15 protein-coding genes are annotated in these 14810 nt (G+C 73.0%); 8 read left to right on the plus strand and 7 right to left on the minus strand.

What is annotated here, in order from left to right; translation table 11 throughout:
- The first annotated feature begins 63 nt into the window (after window positions 1-63).
- Together AB0O21_RS05305 and AB0O21_RS05310 are read left to right on the plus strand one after the other, a co-directional pair.
- Window positions 64-666, plus strand: a complete 603-nt coding sequence (locus AB0O21_RS05305; RefSeq protein WP_365166452.1) for a GNAT family N-acetyltransferase — start codon at window positions 64-66, stop codon at window positions 664-666.
- 108 nt (window positions 667-774) lie between these two features.
- Complete coding sequence (locus AB0O21_RS05310) at window positions 775-1605, plus strand: class I SAM-dependent methyltransferase (RefSeq protein WP_365166454.1); 831 nt, start codon at window positions 775-777, stop codon at window positions 1603-1605.
- Here AB0O21_RS05310 and AB0O21_RS05315 read toward each other — a convergent pair.
- Window positions 1559-2551 carry a LysR family transcriptional regulator gene (locus tag AB0O21_RS05315; RefSeq protein WP_365166456.1) on the minus strand — a complete coding sequence of 331 codons (993 nt, stop codon included), beginning with the start codon at window positions 2549-2551 and terminating at the stop codon, window positions 1559-1561. The two genes, AB0O21_RS05310 and AB0O21_RS05315, sit on opposite strands and share 47 nt — an antisense overlap.
- A gap of 180 nt (window positions 2552-2731) precedes the next feature.
- Between AB0O21_RS05315 and AB0O21_RS05320 the strand changes: the two genes are divergently transcribed.
- Window positions 2732-6205, plus strand: coding sequence for a M28 family peptidase (locus AB0O21_RS05320; RefSeq protein WP_365167115.1), 3474 nt, complete (start codon window positions 2732-2734; stop codon window positions 6203-6205).
- Between the two features lie 69 nt (window positions 6206-6274).
- Here AB0O21_RS05320 and AB0O21_RS05325 read toward each other — a convergent pair whose 3' ends face one another.
- The 4 genes from AB0O21_RS05325 to AB0O21_RS05340 all read right to left on the minus strand — a co-directional run bounded on the left by AB0O21_RS05325 (window position 6275) and on the right by AB0O21_RS05340 (window position 9649).
- The gene (locus AB0O21_RS05325) at window positions 6275-6736 is read right to left on the minus strand and encodes a hypothetical protein (RefSeq protein WP_365166458.1); all 462 of its coding nucleotides are present in this window, start codon (window positions 6734-6736) and stop codon (window positions 6275-6277) included.
- A 92-nt stretch (window positions 6737-6828) separates the two neighbouring features.
- Entirely contained in the window at window positions 6829-7359 is a 531-nt protein-coding gene (locus tag AB0O21_RS05330; protein ID WP_365166460.1) for an FxLYD domain-containing protein, read from the minus strand.
- Between the two features lie 46 nt (window positions 7360-7405).
- Window positions 7406-9313 carry a DUF2264 domain-containing protein gene (locus AB0O21_RS05335; protein ID WP_365166463.1) on the minus strand — a complete coding sequence of 636 codons (1908 nt, stop codon included), beginning with the start codon at window positions 9311-9313 and terminating at the stop codon, window positions 7406-7408.
- A gap of 45 nt (window positions 9314-9358) precedes the next feature.
- Entirely contained in the window at window positions 9359-9649 is a 291-nt protein-coding gene (locus tag AB0O21_RS05340; protein WP_365166465.1) for a hypothetical protein, read from the minus strand.
- A 66-nt stretch (window positions 9650-9715) separates the two neighbouring features.
- Between AB0O21_RS05340 and AB0O21_RS05345 the strand changes: the two genes are divergently transcribed.
- Window positions 9716-10105 carry a response regulator gene (locus AB0O21_RS05345; RefSeq protein ID WP_365166468.1) on the plus strand — a complete coding sequence of 130 codons (390 nt, stop codon included), beginning with the start codon at window positions 9716-9718 and terminating at the stop codon, window positions 10103-10105.
- Window positions 10106-10329: 224 nt separating this feature from the next.
- Here the strand turns inward: AB0O21_RS05345 and AB0O21_RS05350 are convergent, their stop codons facing one another.
- Window positions 10330-10740 carry a rodlin gene (locus AB0O21_RS05350; protein ID WP_365166470.1) on the minus strand — a complete coding sequence of 137 codons (411 nt, stop codon included), beginning with the start codon at window positions 10738-10740 and terminating at the stop codon, window positions 10330-10332.
- Between the two features lie 41 nt (window positions 10741-10781).
- Between AB0O21_RS05350 and AB0O21_RS05355 the strand changes: the two genes are divergently transcribed.
- Window positions 10782-10913, plus strand: a complete 132-nt coding sequence (locus tag AB0O21_RS05355) for a hypothetical protein (protein WP_365166472.1) — start codon at window positions 10782-10784, stop codon at window positions 10911-10913.
- A 96-nt stretch (window positions 10914-11009) separates the two neighbouring features.
- Here the strand turns inward: AB0O21_RS05355 and AB0O21_RS05360 are convergent, their stop codons facing one another.
- Window positions 11010-11198, minus strand: coding sequence for a hypothetical protein (locus AB0O21_RS05360; protein WP_365166474.1), 189 nt, complete (start codon window positions 11196-11198; stop codon window positions 11010-11012).
- Window positions 11199-11275: 77 nt separating this feature from the next.
- On the opposite strand from AB0O21_RS05360, the gene AB0O21_RS05365 reads away from it, so the two are divergent.
- From AB0O21_RS05365 to AB0O21_RS05375, 3 genes are all read left to right on the plus strand, one after another.
- Complete coding sequence (locus tag AB0O21_RS05365) at window positions 11276-11707, plus strand: GNAT family N-acetyltransferase (RefSeq protein WP_365166476.1); 432 nt, start codon at window positions 11276-11278, stop codon at window positions 11705-11707.
- Window positions 11708-11770: 63 nt separating this feature from the next.
- Window positions 11771-12100: a PhzF family phenazine biosynthesis protein gene (locus tag AB0O21_RS05370; protein WP_365167118.1), complete on the plus strand. Its 330-nt coding sequence runs from the start codon at window positions 11771-11773 to the stop codon at window positions 12098-12100.
- 97 nt (window positions 12101-12197) lie between these two features.
- Window positions 12198-12935 (plus strand): hypothetical protein, encoded by a 738-nt coding sequence (locus AB0O21_RS05375; protein WP_365166478.1) that lies wholly within the window; start codon window positions 12198-12200, stop codon window positions 12933-12935.
- Window positions 12936-14810 lie beyond the last annotated feature (1875 nt).

Genomic DNA, 14810 nt, shown 5'->3' on the forward strand with positions numbered 1-14810 from the left:
GAGAGGAAGCTATCGGAAATCGTTTTCATTTCCAATACCGCGCTTTTCCGCTACGGTGGGATCATGGAGAAGCTGAGAGAACGTCAGGAACCGGAGCTTCGCGACCTGGGGGCCTACCGGGTGCGGCACGCGAGACCGGAGGACGTGCGGGGCGCGCGCAGCGTCATGCTCGACACCTTCTACCGGGAGTTCGACTACGGGTACGTGCCCGACTGGCATGCCGACGTCGTCGACATCCACGGCACCTACCTCGACGACCCGCGCCACACCCTCGTCGTGGCCGTCCGGGACGGCGAGGTCGTGGGCACCTGCGCCGTCCACTCGCGCGGGCCGGCCCACCCGCCGCATCCGCGGTGGCTGGCCGAGCGCTACCCCTCGGGCAGCACCGCCCAGCTCCTGCGCGTGTACGTGCGCCCCACGCACCGGCGGCACGGGCTGGCCCGCGCCATGGTGCGCACGGCCTGCGCGTTCGCGGCCGGGGTGCCGGGCTACGAGCGCGTCTACCTGCACACCAATGTCGACATTCCGGGTGCGGAGGGGTTCTGGCGGAGCCTGGCCACCGAGGTGTGCGACGCCCGTACGACGGGTGAGCACGGCGGCTACGGGACGGTGCACTTCGAGATCCCGCTCCCGCATGGCCCGCTTGTCCAGGCCCCGCTTCCGTAGGCCCCGCTCCCCCGGGCCGCGGGGCCCCTCCGGCCGCCGACGGGCCGCCACCCCGGAACGTACCTATGCTCGAAAGAGGGGCTGACCGACTCCTGGAGGGCGGCTGACATGACCGAGTCCGGCGACGCGGCCCAGGCCGACCGCGCCCTGAAGGCCAAGCACCGCGCGATGTGGGCCCTGGGCGACTACCCGTCCGTGGCCTCCCACCTGCTTCCGGACCTGGGAGCGGTCCTCGTCCGGGAGTGCGGCGTGGGCCCGGGCGACCGGGTCCTCGACGTCGCGGCGGGCTCCGGCAACGCGGCCCTTCCGGCCGCCCTGGCCGGCGCCGACGTCGTGGCCTCCGACCTCACCCCCGAGCTGATGGAGGTCGGCCGGCACCTGGCCGCCGTCCGCGGCGCCCGGCTGGAGTGGCGGGAGGCGGACGCCGAGGCGCTGCCCTTCGCGGACGGCGAGTTCGACACCGTGATGTCCTGCCTGGGCGTGATGTTCGCGCCCCACCACCAAGCCGCCGCGGACGAGCTGGTGCGGGTCTGCCGCGCCGGCGGCACCATCGGGCTGATCAACTGGACCCCGCAGGGCTTCATCGGCCGGATGTTCGCCACGATGAAGCCCTACGCTCCCCCGCCGCCGCCCGGTGCGCAGCCGCCGCCGCTCTGGGGGGACCCGGAACACGTCCACGACCTGTTGGGCGACGCGGTGACCGATGTGGACGCCCGCCGCCAGACGGTCCGGGTGGACCGGTTCAAGAAGCCTTCGGAGTTCCGGGAGTTCTTCAAGGCCCTGTACGGGCCGACCATCGCCGTCTACCGGTCGATCGCCGACGAGCCCGAGCGGGTCGCCGCCCTGGACGGCGAGCTGGACGCCCTCGCGGCCGAGCACACCGCGGACGGGGTCATGGAGTGGGAGTACCTGCTGCTGACGGCTCACCGCCGAGGCTGATCTGCAGCTCGGGGTGGGCGTCCCACCAGTCCTTGTGGAAGCGGTTGTTGTCCACGTTGGCCAGGTAGGCGCGGGCCGCTGCCCGGTAGAGGAGTTCCGCCTGCCCCGCCGAGACGGCCGCGCGGTTCCACGCGAGGCGGATGCGCCCGGTGATCGGATTGCCGACGAGCGGGCGCATCACCGTGCCCGCGACCTGCGGTGCCGTGGGCTGGCTCAGCGAGATCGCGCGGCCGGCCGCGATCAGGTCGTAGTGCATCATGCGGTCGGTGATCCGGTAGCGCAGTGACGGGGTGAACCCCGCCTGCCCGCATGCGGCGACGAGGGCTTCGGGACCGCCGTCGTCGTCCTCGACCAGGGTCATCCACGATTCCCCGGCGAGGTCGGCGAGCTCGATGCGCTCCTGCGCGGCCAGGGGGTGCTGCGCCGACAGGCGGATGCAGAACGGCTCCTTGGGGACGAGCGTGCGCGCGAGGACCCCTGCGGGGAGCGGCACCTCGTGCTCGTTGACCTCGCCGTAGACGATGGCGTCGTACTGTCCCGTGCCCAGCATCCGGGCCAGCGCTGTCACCGAGTCCTCCAGGTCGACACTGATCTCCTGGCCGGACATGAACAGGTCGGTCTGGGCGAGGAGTCCGTCGATCAGTACGAGCAGGATGCAGCCGAGCCGCAGCGGGGTTCCGGTGCTGATCGCCCGCGCCTCCGCGCCCAGCGCGTCCATCTCGCTCAGCACCCGGCGGGCCTTGGCCAGCACGAAGTGACCGAGCGCGGTGGGTTCCACCCCGCTGCGCCCCCGTACGAACAGCTCCCCGCCCGTGACCCGTTCGATCCGGCGCAGCTGCGCCGAGAGTGCCGGCTGGGACACCCCCAGCCGTCGCGCTGCGCCCCCCAGGCTTCCCGCCTCCGCGATCCGGCAGACGGCTTGCAGATGCCTCAACTCCAGCTGCATCCGGGCAGCGTACGCAGCGGGCCGCCGGCGCACCATAACGCGGGCCTTATGTCAGACGGGATGACCCAAACACGTCATGTACACGCTCATACTCGGCCGCGAGCGAACACTCATCCAACCAACCCCCCACGATCGGAGTGGACGTTGCAGCCCACCAGATGGACGGCGGCCCTGGCAGCGATGGTGCTGACCGCGGGCCTCGCCGGCACGCTGGCCGGGACGGCGTCGGCGGCGCAGCACGCGCAGCCCGCACCCTCCCAGAAGGACACCCCCGCCGCGCGCGCGGTCGCGGCCGCCGACCAGGCCGTCGGCAGCGGTCTCGACACCCTGGTCAACTCCTCGCAGGAGCAGTACGAACGCCGGCTGGTCACCCCCTGGGTCAAGGACCTGTTCTCCGTCGCGTACGAGCGCAGCTACCGCGGCCTGCCGGTCGTCGGCGGCGACGCGGTGGTGCTCGCGGACGGCGCGGGCAAGGTGCGCGCCCTGCAGTCGGCCTCCTCGGTACGGATCGACGTGTCGACCCGTGCGACGGTCAGCGCCAAGGACGCCGAGTCCACGTCCCGTTCGAAGCTGGCCGCCGTCGACAAGGTCGACAGCAGCCGGCTCGTCGTCCGGCTGAAGGACGACAAGCCGGTACTGGCCTGGGAGACCGTCCTGATCGGCCGCACCAAGACCGCTCCCAGCAAACTGCACGTCTTCGTGGACGCGCGGACGGGCTCCTTCGTCGACAGCTACGACGACGTGGTCGCGGGCACCGGCAACAGCAAGTGGAACGGCCCGAACCCGCTCACCATCGACACCACCAACTCGGGGGGCTCGTACTCCCTGCGCGACCCGAACCGGACGGGCCTGAGCTGCGCGGACTACAGCGGCGGCACGGTCTTCACGAAGTCCTCCGACTCCTGGGGCACCGGCAACCCCACGAGCAAGGAGACCGGCTGCGTCGACCTGATGTTCGCCGCGCAGAAGCAGTGGGACATGCTGAGCCAGTGGCTGGGCCGCAACGGCGTCAACGGAAGCGGCCGCAGCTTCCCCGCCAAGGTCGGGCTGAACGACCTCAACGCCTACTGGGACGGCAGCTCGGTCACCATCGGGCGCAACAGCGCCAACGAGTGGATCGCCGGCATGGACGTGGTGGCCCACGAGTACGGGCACGCCATCGACTCCAACACCCCCGGCGGCACCAGCGGCCAGGAGGCCGGGCTCGGCGAGGGCACCGGCGACATCTTCGGAGCGCTGACCGAGGCGTTCGCCAACGAGCCCTCCCCGTACGACACTCCGGACTACACCGTCGGCGAGGTCATCAACCTCCAGGGCCAGGGTCCGATCCGCAACATGTACAACCCGTCGGCGATCGACAACGACCCGAACTGCTACAGCTCGGCGATACCCGGCACCGAGGTGCACGCGGCGGCGGGCCCGCTGAACCACTGGTTCTACCTGCTCGCCGAGGGCAGCAACCCGGGCGGCGGCAAGCCGAACAGCCCCACCTGCAACCAGTCCACGGTGACCGGCGTGGGCGTCCAGAACGCCGGGAAGATCTTCTACGGGGGGATGCTGCTGAAGACCAGCAGCATGTCGTACAAGAAGTACCGGACGGCGACGCTCAGTTCGGCCAAGTCGCTCGACACCACCTGTGACCTCTTCAACAAGACCAAGGCCGCCTGGGACGCGATCAGCGTGCCCGCCCAGTCCGCCGACCCGACCTGTACGCCGAGCGGTCAGAACAACGACTTCTCGATGGCGCTGAACCCCACGTCGGGCACCGTCCAGCAGGGCGGCACGGTCACCACCACCGTCGGCACCACCGTGACGACCGGCACCGCCCAGTCGGTGACGCTGACGGCGACCGGCCTGCCGGCCGGGGTGAGCGCCTCCTTCAACCCGGCCACCGTGCAGTCCGGCCAGTCCTCGACGCTGACGCTGACCGCCACCGCCAACGCGACGCCCGGCGCCGCCACCGTCGTCGTCAAGGGCCAGGGCAGCACCCTCTCGCACACCGTCGACTTCGCGCTCAACGTCGGGGGCACCCAGCCCGGCAACGACCCGCCGAACATCGACGTGGCCAACGTGCAGGCGCACCTGACGCAGCTGAACACGATCGCCTCGCAGAACGGCGGCAACCGCCGGGCGGGCAGCGCCGGTTACACCCAGTCGGTGGCCTACATCAAGGGCAAGCTCCAGGCCGCCGGCTACACGGTCACCGAGCAGAACTGCTCCTCCTGCACCTACCCGTCGAACAACCTGATCGCCGACTGGCCGGGCGGCCCCGCCGACCAGGTCGTCATGTTCGGCGCCCACCTCGACAGCGTCTCGGCCGGACCCGGCATCAACGACAACGGCTCGGGCTCCGCGACCCTGCTGGAGAACGCGCTCGTCCTCGCCCAGAAGAACCCGACGATGACCAAGCACGTGCGCTTCGCCTGGTGGACGGACGAGGAGCAGGGCCTCAACGGCTCCGAGTTCTACGTGAACCAGCTCAGCAGCACCCAGAAGGCGGCCATCAAGGGCTACTACAACTTCGACATGGTCGGCTCCACCAACGGCGGCTACTTCATCAACAACATCAACTCCGCCACCGCCGCGCCGCTCAAGGCGTACTGGACCTCCCTGAACCTCGCTCCCGAGGAGAACACCGAGGGCCAGGGCCGCAGCGACGACTACTCCTTCCAGCAGGGCGGCATCCCCACCTCCGGCTACGCGGCCGGCGCCAGCGCCCGCAAGACCTCGGCGCAGGCGGCCAAGTGGGGCGGCACGGCGAACGCCGCCTACGACCCCTGCTACCACGCCTCCTGCGACACCACGAACAACATCAGCGCCACGGTCCTGGACCGCAGCGCCGACGGTGTCGCCTACGCCGTCTGGAAGCAGGCCGTCGGCGGGGAGACGCCCGCGCAGGACTTCTCCATCGGTGTCAGCCCGTCCGCGGGCAGCGCGGCCCCCGGCGGCTCCACCTCCGCCACCGTGAACACCTCCACACTGAGCGGCGCCGCGCAGACGGTCGCCCTGTCCGTCTCCGGCGCGCCGGCCGGGGTGAGCGCCACGCTCAGCCCGACGTCCGTGCAGTCGGGCAGCTCCTCGACGCTGTCCGTCCAGGTCGGCGCGAGCACCGCGCCGGGCACCTACACCCTGACGGTCACCGGCTCCGGCACCGTCAGCCACACCACCACCTACACGCTGACCGTGACCGGGAGCGGCGGCTGCACCCCGCGCCAGCTCGTGGTCAACGGCGGCTTCGAGAGCGGCGCCGGCCCGTGGACCGCCACCTCGGGCGTGATCACCAACCAGTCCGGCCAGGTCTCGCACTCCGGCAGCTACTTCGCATGGCTGAACGGCTACGGGTCCAGCCACACGGACAGCGCCTCGCAGTCCCTCGCCATCCCGGCGGGCTGCTCCTCGTACCAGCTCTCGTTCTTCCTGCACATCGACACGGAGGAGACCGAGAGCGTGGTGTACGACAAGTTCACCGTGTCGGTGGGCGGTCAGACCCTGGAGACCCTCTCCAACCTGAACCCGACCTCCAACTACGTCCAGAAGACGTACAACCTGGCGCAGTTCGCCGGTCAGACGGTCACCCTGAAGTTCAACGGCGTGGAGGACCAGTCCCTGCAGACCTCCTTCGTCGTGGACGACGTCACCGTCCAGGTGAGCTGACCCCCACCCGCCCCAACGGCTGAAGTCCGGCCCGGCCCCCGTCTGCCGCGGGGGCCGGGCCGGACCCGTCTACCCGGCCGCCTGCCGCACGGCGCCCACCGCCGCCACGGACCAGGCCGCCACCCACAGGGCGCCGACCGCCAGCGCCGCGAGGGCCGTTCCCATCGCGGGCGGCACGTCGCCCAGACTGGGCGCCAGGCCCGCCGCCCGCGCGCCGAAACCGATGACCCCGGCCCCGACCATCAGGATGCCGAGCCAGGACACGACGACCGCGCCCCGCCGGACCCAGCGGGCGGCGGGCGGCCGCACGAGCAGCAGGGCGACCAGCGCCATCAGCAGGCCGAGGCCGGCGTTGCCCAGCTGGGCGGCGGTGACGTCCGCGACCGACGCGTAGGCCTCGGGCGGGGCGGGGAAGCCCGGCATGCCCAGCTCGCCGTCCCGTGCGAGGCCGACCTTGCTGACCGTGTAGGCGAGCGCGCCGGCGCAGGCGGTGAGGGCGGCGGCCCGCTGTGTCCTGGCTGATCGGTTCATGGCTCCATTCTGGTGCGGAGCCCTCCGCCGTACGTCCTCCGCACGTACCGGCCGCCTCCCCCGCCCGGGGGAGGCCGCCGTCTCCTTCGGGTTCAGGACGCGAACCGGAGGACCTTGACGATCCGGCAGGTGATCGTCTCCGAGATCTGGTCCAGTCCCTGGGCGGTGACCTCGGCACGCTGTCCCGGTGCCAGCCTCAGGGTCGAGGCGTAGGCCTCGCCGAGCCGCTTGCCGGCCGCGTTCACGAACTCGACCTCGACGTGGTAGTCGCTGCTCTTGCCGGAGCGGTTGTCGATCAGCAGCTCCGCACCGGCCCACTTCGTCACGGAGTTGACCTCGCAGCCGGTGATCGTCACATCGCCTTCCGGGCCGGCCTCCTGCGTCGCCTCCCTCGCGGAACGCGAAGGGGTGATCCGCTCCGGCTCGTCCGCCCCGTCACCGCCGATCAGCAGGCCGGCCACGAGGAGGAGCACCACCAGGGCCAGCGCCCCCAGGCACGAGCAGCCGATGATCTTCCCCGTGTCGCGCCGGGGCGGTGCGGGCGGCTGCGGCGGCCCCCAGGCCCCTCGGGGCTGCTGCGGCCCGCCCTGTCCCCAAGCCGGCGGAGGCTCCTGGTGCGGCATGGATCCAGGGTCCGCCCGGTCGGGCGGTGCCGCATCCGGGCGTGTCCTACCGCCCCGCGCGGACGTGGTCCACGGTGAGCGGTGCGAAGCGGACCCGGGTGAGAGATCCGTCGTCCGCCCACCGCACCTCGACGCCGTCGGCGTCCACCGCGCGCACCTCGGCGACCGCGTCGGCCAGGGGCGGTACCGGTGCCGTCCGCACATCGTCCGCGAGCCTGGCGAGGCAGGCGTAGAGCGAGGTTCCTGCCGCGTCGGCGGAGAGCCTCGGCAGGCGGGCCGAGGCGGTGCAGGCCGTGCCCGCGGGGGCTCGTACCTCGTCCGCCCCGGCCCAGCCGTACAGCGGGTGCAGCTCGGACCGCAGGGGTTCGGCGGGGCCGGTCGCCCAGCCCGTCTGGTGGACACGGGCGCCGGGCGGTGCGCCCAGCACCCGGTGGACGCGCAGCTCGTACGGGCCCCTGGCCACGGTGACGCTCTCCACGCGCAGTCCGGGCACGGTGGCGGGACCGGCGCCGAAGACCGGCAGGTGCCAGGAGGCGGCCCAGCCCCAGCCGTCGCCCTGCCCGGCGCCCAGCGGGTGGATGCGGCGGCGCGCGCTGCGCGCCCCGGCCACCTCCACGCCGAGGTGGTTGTCGGGGGCGTTGGAGTACGCGGTCGGGCCGGTCCGGGTGGAGTAGGCCTGCCGCGCGTACAGCGGGTCCTCTTCGGCGGCCGACTCCCCCTGGGCCGGGCCGACGTGGTCGCTGCCGTGGTTGTGCAGCCGTACGATCCCGTCCGCGCGGGTGCTCTGCACGAGGAGGCCGGGCCCGCCCAGGGCGAGCACCCGGTCGGGGCCCTCGCTCGGCGCGGGCTCCTCGGGCGCGGTCCACAGCGGGTGGCCGGCCGGCTCGAGCAGGCAGACGAAGGCCTTCGACGCCCAGTACGGCGAGGCGGGCCCGGAGTAGGGCTGGAGCGTCGCCTCGTGCGGGCCGTGCCAGCCGAGGGTGAGCAGCCCCTCGGCGTCGACGGCACCCCGGTCGAGGAAGTAGCGCAGCGCCCCGCTGAGCAGCCGGCGCGAGGTGCCCGGGGTGAGCGGTGTGTGCCCGGTGACCGCGCCGAGGCCGACGGCGGAGGCCGCGGCGAAGCGGTAGGTGAGGGAGCGTCCGAAGTGGACGGGGGCGCCGTCGGCCCCGAAGAGGAGGGAGAGGCTGTCGAGGTGCTCGCGCAGCCGATCGCCGTACGGGCCCGTGGCGGCCGGGCCGTCGGCGAGGTGGGCGTCGAGAACGGGATACAGGTGCAGGGCCCAGCCGTTGTAGTGGTCAAAGGCCCGTCCGTCGCCGTCGGCGTACCAGCCCTGGCCCCGGTACCAGCCCTCCAGCAGATCGAGTCCGCGTCGGCGGGCCCGGGCGGTCTCCGCGTCCCCGCGCCCCACCGCGTCGAGGAACCCGGCCACGGTGAGCGGAAAGAGGTACCAGTTGTTGGGCGAGGGCAGGTGGCGCAGCGCTCCGCGCAGCCACCGCTCGGCCCGGTCCTGCACCCCGCTGTCGAGCCGGTCCCACAGCCAGGACCTCGTCAGCCGCAGGCCCAGCGCGATCGACGCGGCCTCGACCATCGGCTGCCCCTGGACGTGGCAGTCGAGCACGACCGGCCAGGACTCGGCGTCGTCGCGGCCGGGCGTGCGGGTGCCCGCCGCCAGCCCCTGCGCGTACCGGTCGAGCCAGCCGTGCGGGTCCTTGCCGTCGGCGCCCGCGACGCGGAAGGCGGCGGCGAGGAAGGTACGGGCGTACCCCTCGAGCCCGTCGGAGCGGACCCCGGAGACGGAGGGCCGTCCCGGCAGGTCGAGCAGGGCCCCGCTCGGACCGGCCCACCGCCAGGCGGCGCGCAGCAGCCCGTCGGCGGCGGCCTCCCAGTGGGCGCGGGTGTAGCCGGTGAAGGGGCTCAACTCACGGTCGTCGGCCGGAAGTCCGGGGATCGTCATGCGGGGATCCTGATCGCGCGACGGCCGTGGGGTCAACGCATCGCACTACGGGGCGGGACGGCCGGAGCCCTTCCCGTGTTCGGGGGCGATCATGGCTCTGAGTCCGAGGTCCAGTTCCGCGCCGTCGACGAGCAGCGCCTCGATGGAGCGCGTGCGCGGGTCGATGTCGGCCTCCACGCCCTGCCCCCGGTAGTGGGGATAGCCGGAGGAGCCGGTCTCACCGGTCGCCTCGACCACGGCCACGCGCAGGGCCCGGTCGGCGGCGGAGTTACCGCGCAGGTTCTCGATGTGCTCGGGTACCAGCAGGATCTCGAAGCTCTGCGGCTCAGGGGTCATGTCCCGAAGCTACCGGATCTCTCGTACGCTCTGCGGGAGCACCACCAGCGGACGAAGAGGAACACGATGAGCGGCGAGCCCCCGAGCAGGATCCTCCTCGTGGCGAAGGACAGCACGCTCCGGAGCCTGCTCCAGCGCCTCCTCCTGGCCCGGGGATATGCCGTGATCGACGGCGGGAGCGGGGTGGACACCCTCTCCCTGCTGGCCAATGAGGGCCCGGTCGCCCTGGTGGTCTGCGAGCGCACCGGACCGGGTCTGGACGAGGTCGCGCTGTTCGAGGAGATCCGCCGCCACCCCGATCACGGCCGCGTGCCGATCCTGGCGCTGCCGCCGGCCGACCCGGAGTGCACGGCCCGCGCGCTGGAGGCCGGCGTGGACGACTGCCTCGCCAAGCCGTTCCACCCGACGGACTTCCTGGACCGCGTCGGGCGTTTGGCCGCCGGTCCGGCGTCGTAGCACGGAGCCTCCGTCCCGGTCTTCGGGCGGAGGCTCCGTGTCGTGCGTGGTCGTGGATGTTCGGCCGTGGCCGTACGTGGTCCGCGCCTTGTCGTGCGTACCGCACGGGTGCCCGCCTCGACGGCCTCGGGGCCGCCGCGCGCCTGCTGATGTGGTGGAACAAGCCGGGGCCCCGTGGGCACTCGCGCGGGCATCGGAGGCCCCGGCTCGCAGAGGGGACTGCGTCAGCTGCCGGCCGAGATGTTGCCGGAGAGGACCGGGATGTTGTCCAGGATGTGCGAGAGCGGCTCGTCGCCCTTGGCCTGGGTGGAGTTCTCGGTGCACTGCTGGTTCTGCGGGTTGGACAGGACCGGGATGTCCTGGACACCGACGTTGACCACGGCAAGGATCGACTGCGCGTTGAGCTTGGCGGGCAGGCCGATGCAGGGCTTGTTCAGGGTGCCCTGGACCACCCCGAGCTGCGGGCTCAGGTCACCGTGCGTCTTCTGGTTGCCGTAGATCTGCGAGGAACCGTTGCCGTTGACGGTGTTGATCCCGTTGTCGTTGCCGATGGCCATGGCCGGGGCGGCCACGGCGGCGCCCGCGCCGAGGATGGATGCGGTGGCGGCGGCGGTGGCCATCATCTTCTTAATCATCGTTGGTCCTTCTGTTGCACGAGTGCAGGGTGGTGAGCACCTTGATCAACGTCGCCGATCACGCCAGGTTCTGCGGCTTCACCCGAACAGCGGCCGACGCCGCGCGGGCCGCCGCCTCACAGGGCGATCGCGCGGTAGCCCAGCGCCGCATCGGTGATCACCTCGCCCGTTGACCAAGTCGAGCACGGTGTACGCGGCCCCGGTCTCCTCGCGAAGGCGGCGACGGCCCCGGCCGGGGCGGGGGCGGCCGGGGCGGGGGCGGCCGGGGATTACGCGGCCGGTACGACCGAGGCGCGTATCGCCGCGGCCCACTCCTCCAGCAGATACGCGTGCCGGACGCGCTCCGCGTCGGACAGGCGGCCTTCTGCGCGGGCGAAGAGACGGCGGATGTCGGCGTTGATCTCGGAGAGGGGACGCTCGGGGACCGGGTGGGTGCCGGTGTCAGGGGTCGGGCTCACGTGATCAAGAGTAGGCGGGGGGTCTGACAACGGTGGACCGTGTCCGGCATGCGGACGTCCCGGATTAGTCTGCCCCCATGAAGATCATTGACCTTGAGCCCGAAGACCCGCGCCTGATCGAGGACATGCTCCCCGTACTGCGCGAACTGCGCCCCCACCTCACCGACGAGCTGTTCCTCGACATCCTCGCGGAGGCGAAGGGCCAGGGGCTGCGCTTCACCGCGGCGTACGACGAGGACGGCCGGTGCGCGGGCGCGGCCGGCTGGCGCGTCGTCGCCAACACCCAACTGGTCCGCAAGCTCTACGTCGACGACCTGGTCACCACCTCCGCCGCCCGCTCGGGCGGGGTGGGCCATGCGCTGCTCGCGCACTTGGAGGAGCACGCCCGGGCCGCCGGGTGTGCCGCGCTCACCCTCGACTCCGGCACCCAGCGGACCGACGCGCACCGCTTCTACTTCCGCGAGCGGATGGCCGTGACCGCGTTCAGCTTCGAGAAGCCGCTCACCTGAGGGGACCGGCGGGGGCTGGCGCCGTGTCTGCTCCCGGGCGGCCCCTGGCCCCAGGCCTCCTGGCTGCGGCGGATCGCCGCCGAGCCGAACCATCCGGAGCCGGCCTTCGCGCTGCCGCTCGCGGAGGGGGACTGGGCCGACTGGGAGATCCGCTGGTTCACTCCGCTCGTCGAAGCCGCACTGTGCGTGTGCGCGGTGGCCCATGTGGCATGGCCTGCGCCGCGAGGGGCTGCCGACCGGCGGGTCGGTGCGGTTCCGCGCTGCGCGGGGACCGCGTACTGCTCGCCGGGCATGCGGTCACGGTGCAGGAGGCGACCCTGGCCGTCTGAGGTACGGGGTGCGGGTGCGGGTCCGGAGCCAAGGTCAGGGCGGGGCGGGGCGGCTCGACCGTGACCGAAACGTCGCCCGTCCGAGGCCCGCTCGGCCTCGTGGGTGCGGGGTCCGCTTGCTAGGTTCCTGCCTGCCGAAACCGACCCGGGAGACCGATCGCATGCCCATATCCGGTGGAGCCCGCAGGGCCCTGTCCGCCACGGCCGTGGCCGCCGTTCTCCTGACCGGCGCCGTCGGGTGCGCGGACGGGGACGGCAAGGTGCCGGCTTCGGCCGCCGCCTCCATGTCGGCGTCGGCTACCGGTTCCGCTTCCCCCTCCCCCTCTGTCTCGCCCTCGGTCTCGGCCTCGGCCTCGGTCTCGGCCTCCGCCTCCTCTTCGGCTGCCGCGTCAACGTCGGCGGCCACCGCGTCGGCCCCGCCGTCCCGTACGCCGGCATCGCCCCCGGCGCCGCCGACCCGGCTGACGGTGTCCGTCGACACCCGGGGCGGCGCGCTCGCCCTCGCGCGCGGCGGTGCCGCGCAGGAGTTCACCGTCACCCTGCGGAACGGGAACTCCGCCGAGTACCGGCACGTCCTGGTCGCCTTCCAGATGGAGTTCCTCGTCGGCGAACCGGGGGACGAGCCGGCCGGCGGCCCGGGCTTCCTGCTGGAGCGCTTCGACGCCGCGTCGGGCGTCTGGCGCCCGGCCGATCTGCGCATCGCGAACGACACCAAGCCGCTGTCCCTGTTCACCGGCGGCACACCGCTCGCGCGCGAGGCCGTCCGCGTCGAGCGCTACCGGATGCGCGCGACCGCCGGCGGGCCCACGGGCAGCAGCCCGGTGGTCGTGTCCTTCATCGACACGGACGCCGACCGGATGGTCGCGGCCCACGTCGTCCTCGGCCACACCACGCGCTGAGCCGCGGGAACCTCGCGGCATCGAATATGACCGAACTGTCACAGGATCGGACAGGGGGAACGAGCGCGGCACCGCCGACATCTAGGCATGCGGCGAGGGCCCGTCGGGTCCTCGCCGCACGGTATCGGCAAGGACCGGCTCGCCGCCGGGCACCGCGTGGGCGGTGGGGCGGCGGGGACCGGGGGCGAGCGGCAAGGCGGGGCTGGGATGAATGCGGTGACGGCGGCGGACGGTTCCCCGGGGGACGACAGGAAGCCGGAGGAACCCCCCACCGCCCCGGCGAGCGAGCGCGGGACCGGTTCCCCGGGGCTGCCCGCAGCCCCGCCCCAGGCAGACCCCTCGGACGAACCCGAGCCCGCGGCAGGAATCGGCCGGACCCGATCCGGCACGGAGCCCGCGGCCGAAGGAAAGGGCGAAGCCGGAGGCACCGCCGAGCTCCAGGAGAAGGCGGAACCCGCCTACGAGGCGAGGGCCACGGCCGAAGCCGTGGTCGGGGCTGATGCCGGACCCGAAAGTGGAGCCGAGCCCCCGGCCGAGGCCGAAGGCACCCCCGAGTTCCGGACCAGGGCTGGGACCGAAGACGCGTCCGGGACCGAGGCCCAGGTTGACGGCGCGGCTGAGTCCGTGGCAGCGGCCGAGGGCGGCCCCAAGCTCCGCGCCGGGACCGGGGCAGACGTCGAAGGCACGGCTGGTGCCAGGGCCACGGCCGAAGGCGGCCCCGAGGTCCAGACCGGCGCCGGTACCGAGCACGGCTCCGGGACCGAGGCAGGGGGCGACGCGGCTGGGCCCCAAAGCGCGGCCGGGGCGGACACCGAAAGCTCGTCCGGGACACGGGCAGACGTCGAAGGCGCGGCTGGTCCCAGGGCCACGGCCGAACGCGGCCCCACGTTCCAGGCTGGGGCGAGTATCGAAGACGGGTCCGGGACCAGGACAAAGGTCGAAGGCACGGCTGGGTCGGGGAGCACGGCCCAGGACAGGGCCGGGGCCGACGGCGCAGCTCCGGGCGGGGCCCCGGACGGCTTCAGGGGCGATCAAGCGGACCGCCCCGGCTCGGGCGGGCAGGACTCGGCGGCCAACGGCGGGCGGAGGGTTCCCTCCTGGGCTCGGGATGTGGAGACGGACTCCGAGCGCACCAGTCAGTTCGTCGCGCTGAAGGAACTCGATGTCCAGCGGCCCGCCTCAGCGGGACCGCAGGCCGGGACAGACCCGGAGAGGGGTACGGGGCAGCAGTCCGCCCCCGGCCAGGGCCGGGAGGTCGGGAGGCCGGTGTCTGTCCCGGCAGCAGGCCCGAACACGGATGCGGATGCGGATGCGGATGCCCGAACGGAACCGGGCACGGGGGCCCGACCCGCCATGGGAACCGAGCCGGGTGCAGCCACGGGCCCGGTCGCGGAACCGGGACCCCGCACGGGAACAGGACCCGGCACAGGAACCGAATCCGGCAGGGAAACGGGAGCCGGCACGGAAACCGGACCCGCCGCGTGGCCCCGACCCTGCACGGGAACCGGACCCGCCGCGGAGACCGGACCCCGCACGGGGACCGGGGCTGGCCCGGGTACCCGAACCCGCACAGAGTCCGGACCCGACACGGAAACCAGAGCTGGCACGGGGACGGAACCCGGCACGGAAACCGGAGCCGGCCCGGGGACCGGAGTCGGGCCCGGGGCGCGAGTCGGGGCCGGGGCCAAGTCCGGGGCCGAAGCCGGAGCCGGGGCCGGAGCCGGGGCCGGAGCCGGGGCCGGAGCCGGGGCCCAGGCCGAAGCCGGAGCCGGAGCCGGGGCCCAGGCCGAAGCCGGAGCCGGAGCCCAGGCCGAAGCCGGAGCCGGAGCCCAGGCCGAAGCCGGAGCCGGAGCCCAGGCCGAAGCCGGAGCCGGT

Source organism: Streptomyces sp. NPDC091371 (assembly GCF_040684275.1).
Lineage (GTDB): Bacteria > Actinomycetota > Actinomycetes > Streptomycetales > Streptomycetaceae > Streptomyces.

Excerpts from the sequence above, each read along its gene's own strand:
- AB0O21_RS05330 (WP_365166460.1), bottom strand. The coding sequence starts at position 7,359 with ATGCCGCACCAGGAGCCTCCGCCGGCTTGGGGACAGGGCGGGCCGCAG.
- AB0O21_RS05375 (WP_365166478.1), top strand. The coding sequence starts at position 12,198 with ATGCCCATATCCGGTGGAGCCCGCAGGGCCCTGTCCGCCACGGCCGTG.
- AB0O21_RS05335 (WP_365166463.1), bottom strand. The coding sequence starts at position 9,313 with ATGACGATCCCCGGACTTCCGGCCGACGACCGTGAGTTGAGCCCCTTC.
- AB0O21_RS05365 (WP_365166476.1), top strand. The coding sequence starts at position 11,276 with ATGAAGATCATTGACCTTGAGCCCGAAGACCCGCGCCTGATCGAGGAC.
- AB0O21_RS05350 (WP_365166470.1), bottom strand. The coding sequence starts at position 10,740 with ATGATTAAGAAGATGATGGCCACCGCCGCCGCCACCGCATCCATCCTC.
- AB0O21_RS05315 (WP_365166456.1), bottom strand. The coding sequence starts at position 2,551 with ATGCAGCTGGAGTTGAGGCATCTGCAAGCCGTCTGCCGGATCGCGGAG.
- AB0O21_RS05340 (WP_365166465.1), bottom strand. The coding sequence starts at position 9,649 with ATGACCCCTGAGCCGCAGAGCTTCGAGATCCTGCTGGTACCCGAGCAC.
- AB0O21_RS05325 (WP_365166458.1), bottom strand. The coding sequence starts at position 6,736 with ATGAACCGATCAGCCAGGACACAGCGGGCCGCCGCCCTCACCGCCTGC.
- AB0O21_RS05305 (WP_365166452.1), top strand. The coding sequence starts at position 64 with ATGGAGAAGCTGAGAGAACGTCAGGAACCGGAGCTTCGCGACCTGGGG.
- AB0O21_RS05345 (WP_365166468.1), top strand. The coding sequence starts at position 9,716 with ATGAGCGGCGAGCCCCCGAGCAGGATCCTCCTCGTGGCGAAGGACAGC.
- AB0O21_RS05320 (WP_365167115.1), top strand. The coding sequence starts at position 2,732 with ATGGTGCTGACCGCGGGCCTCGCCGGCACGCTGGCCGGGACGGCGTCG.
- AB0O21_RS05310 (WP_365166454.1), top strand. The coding sequence starts at position 775 with ATGACCGAGTCCGGCGACGCGGCCCAGGCCGACCGCGCCCTGAAGGCC.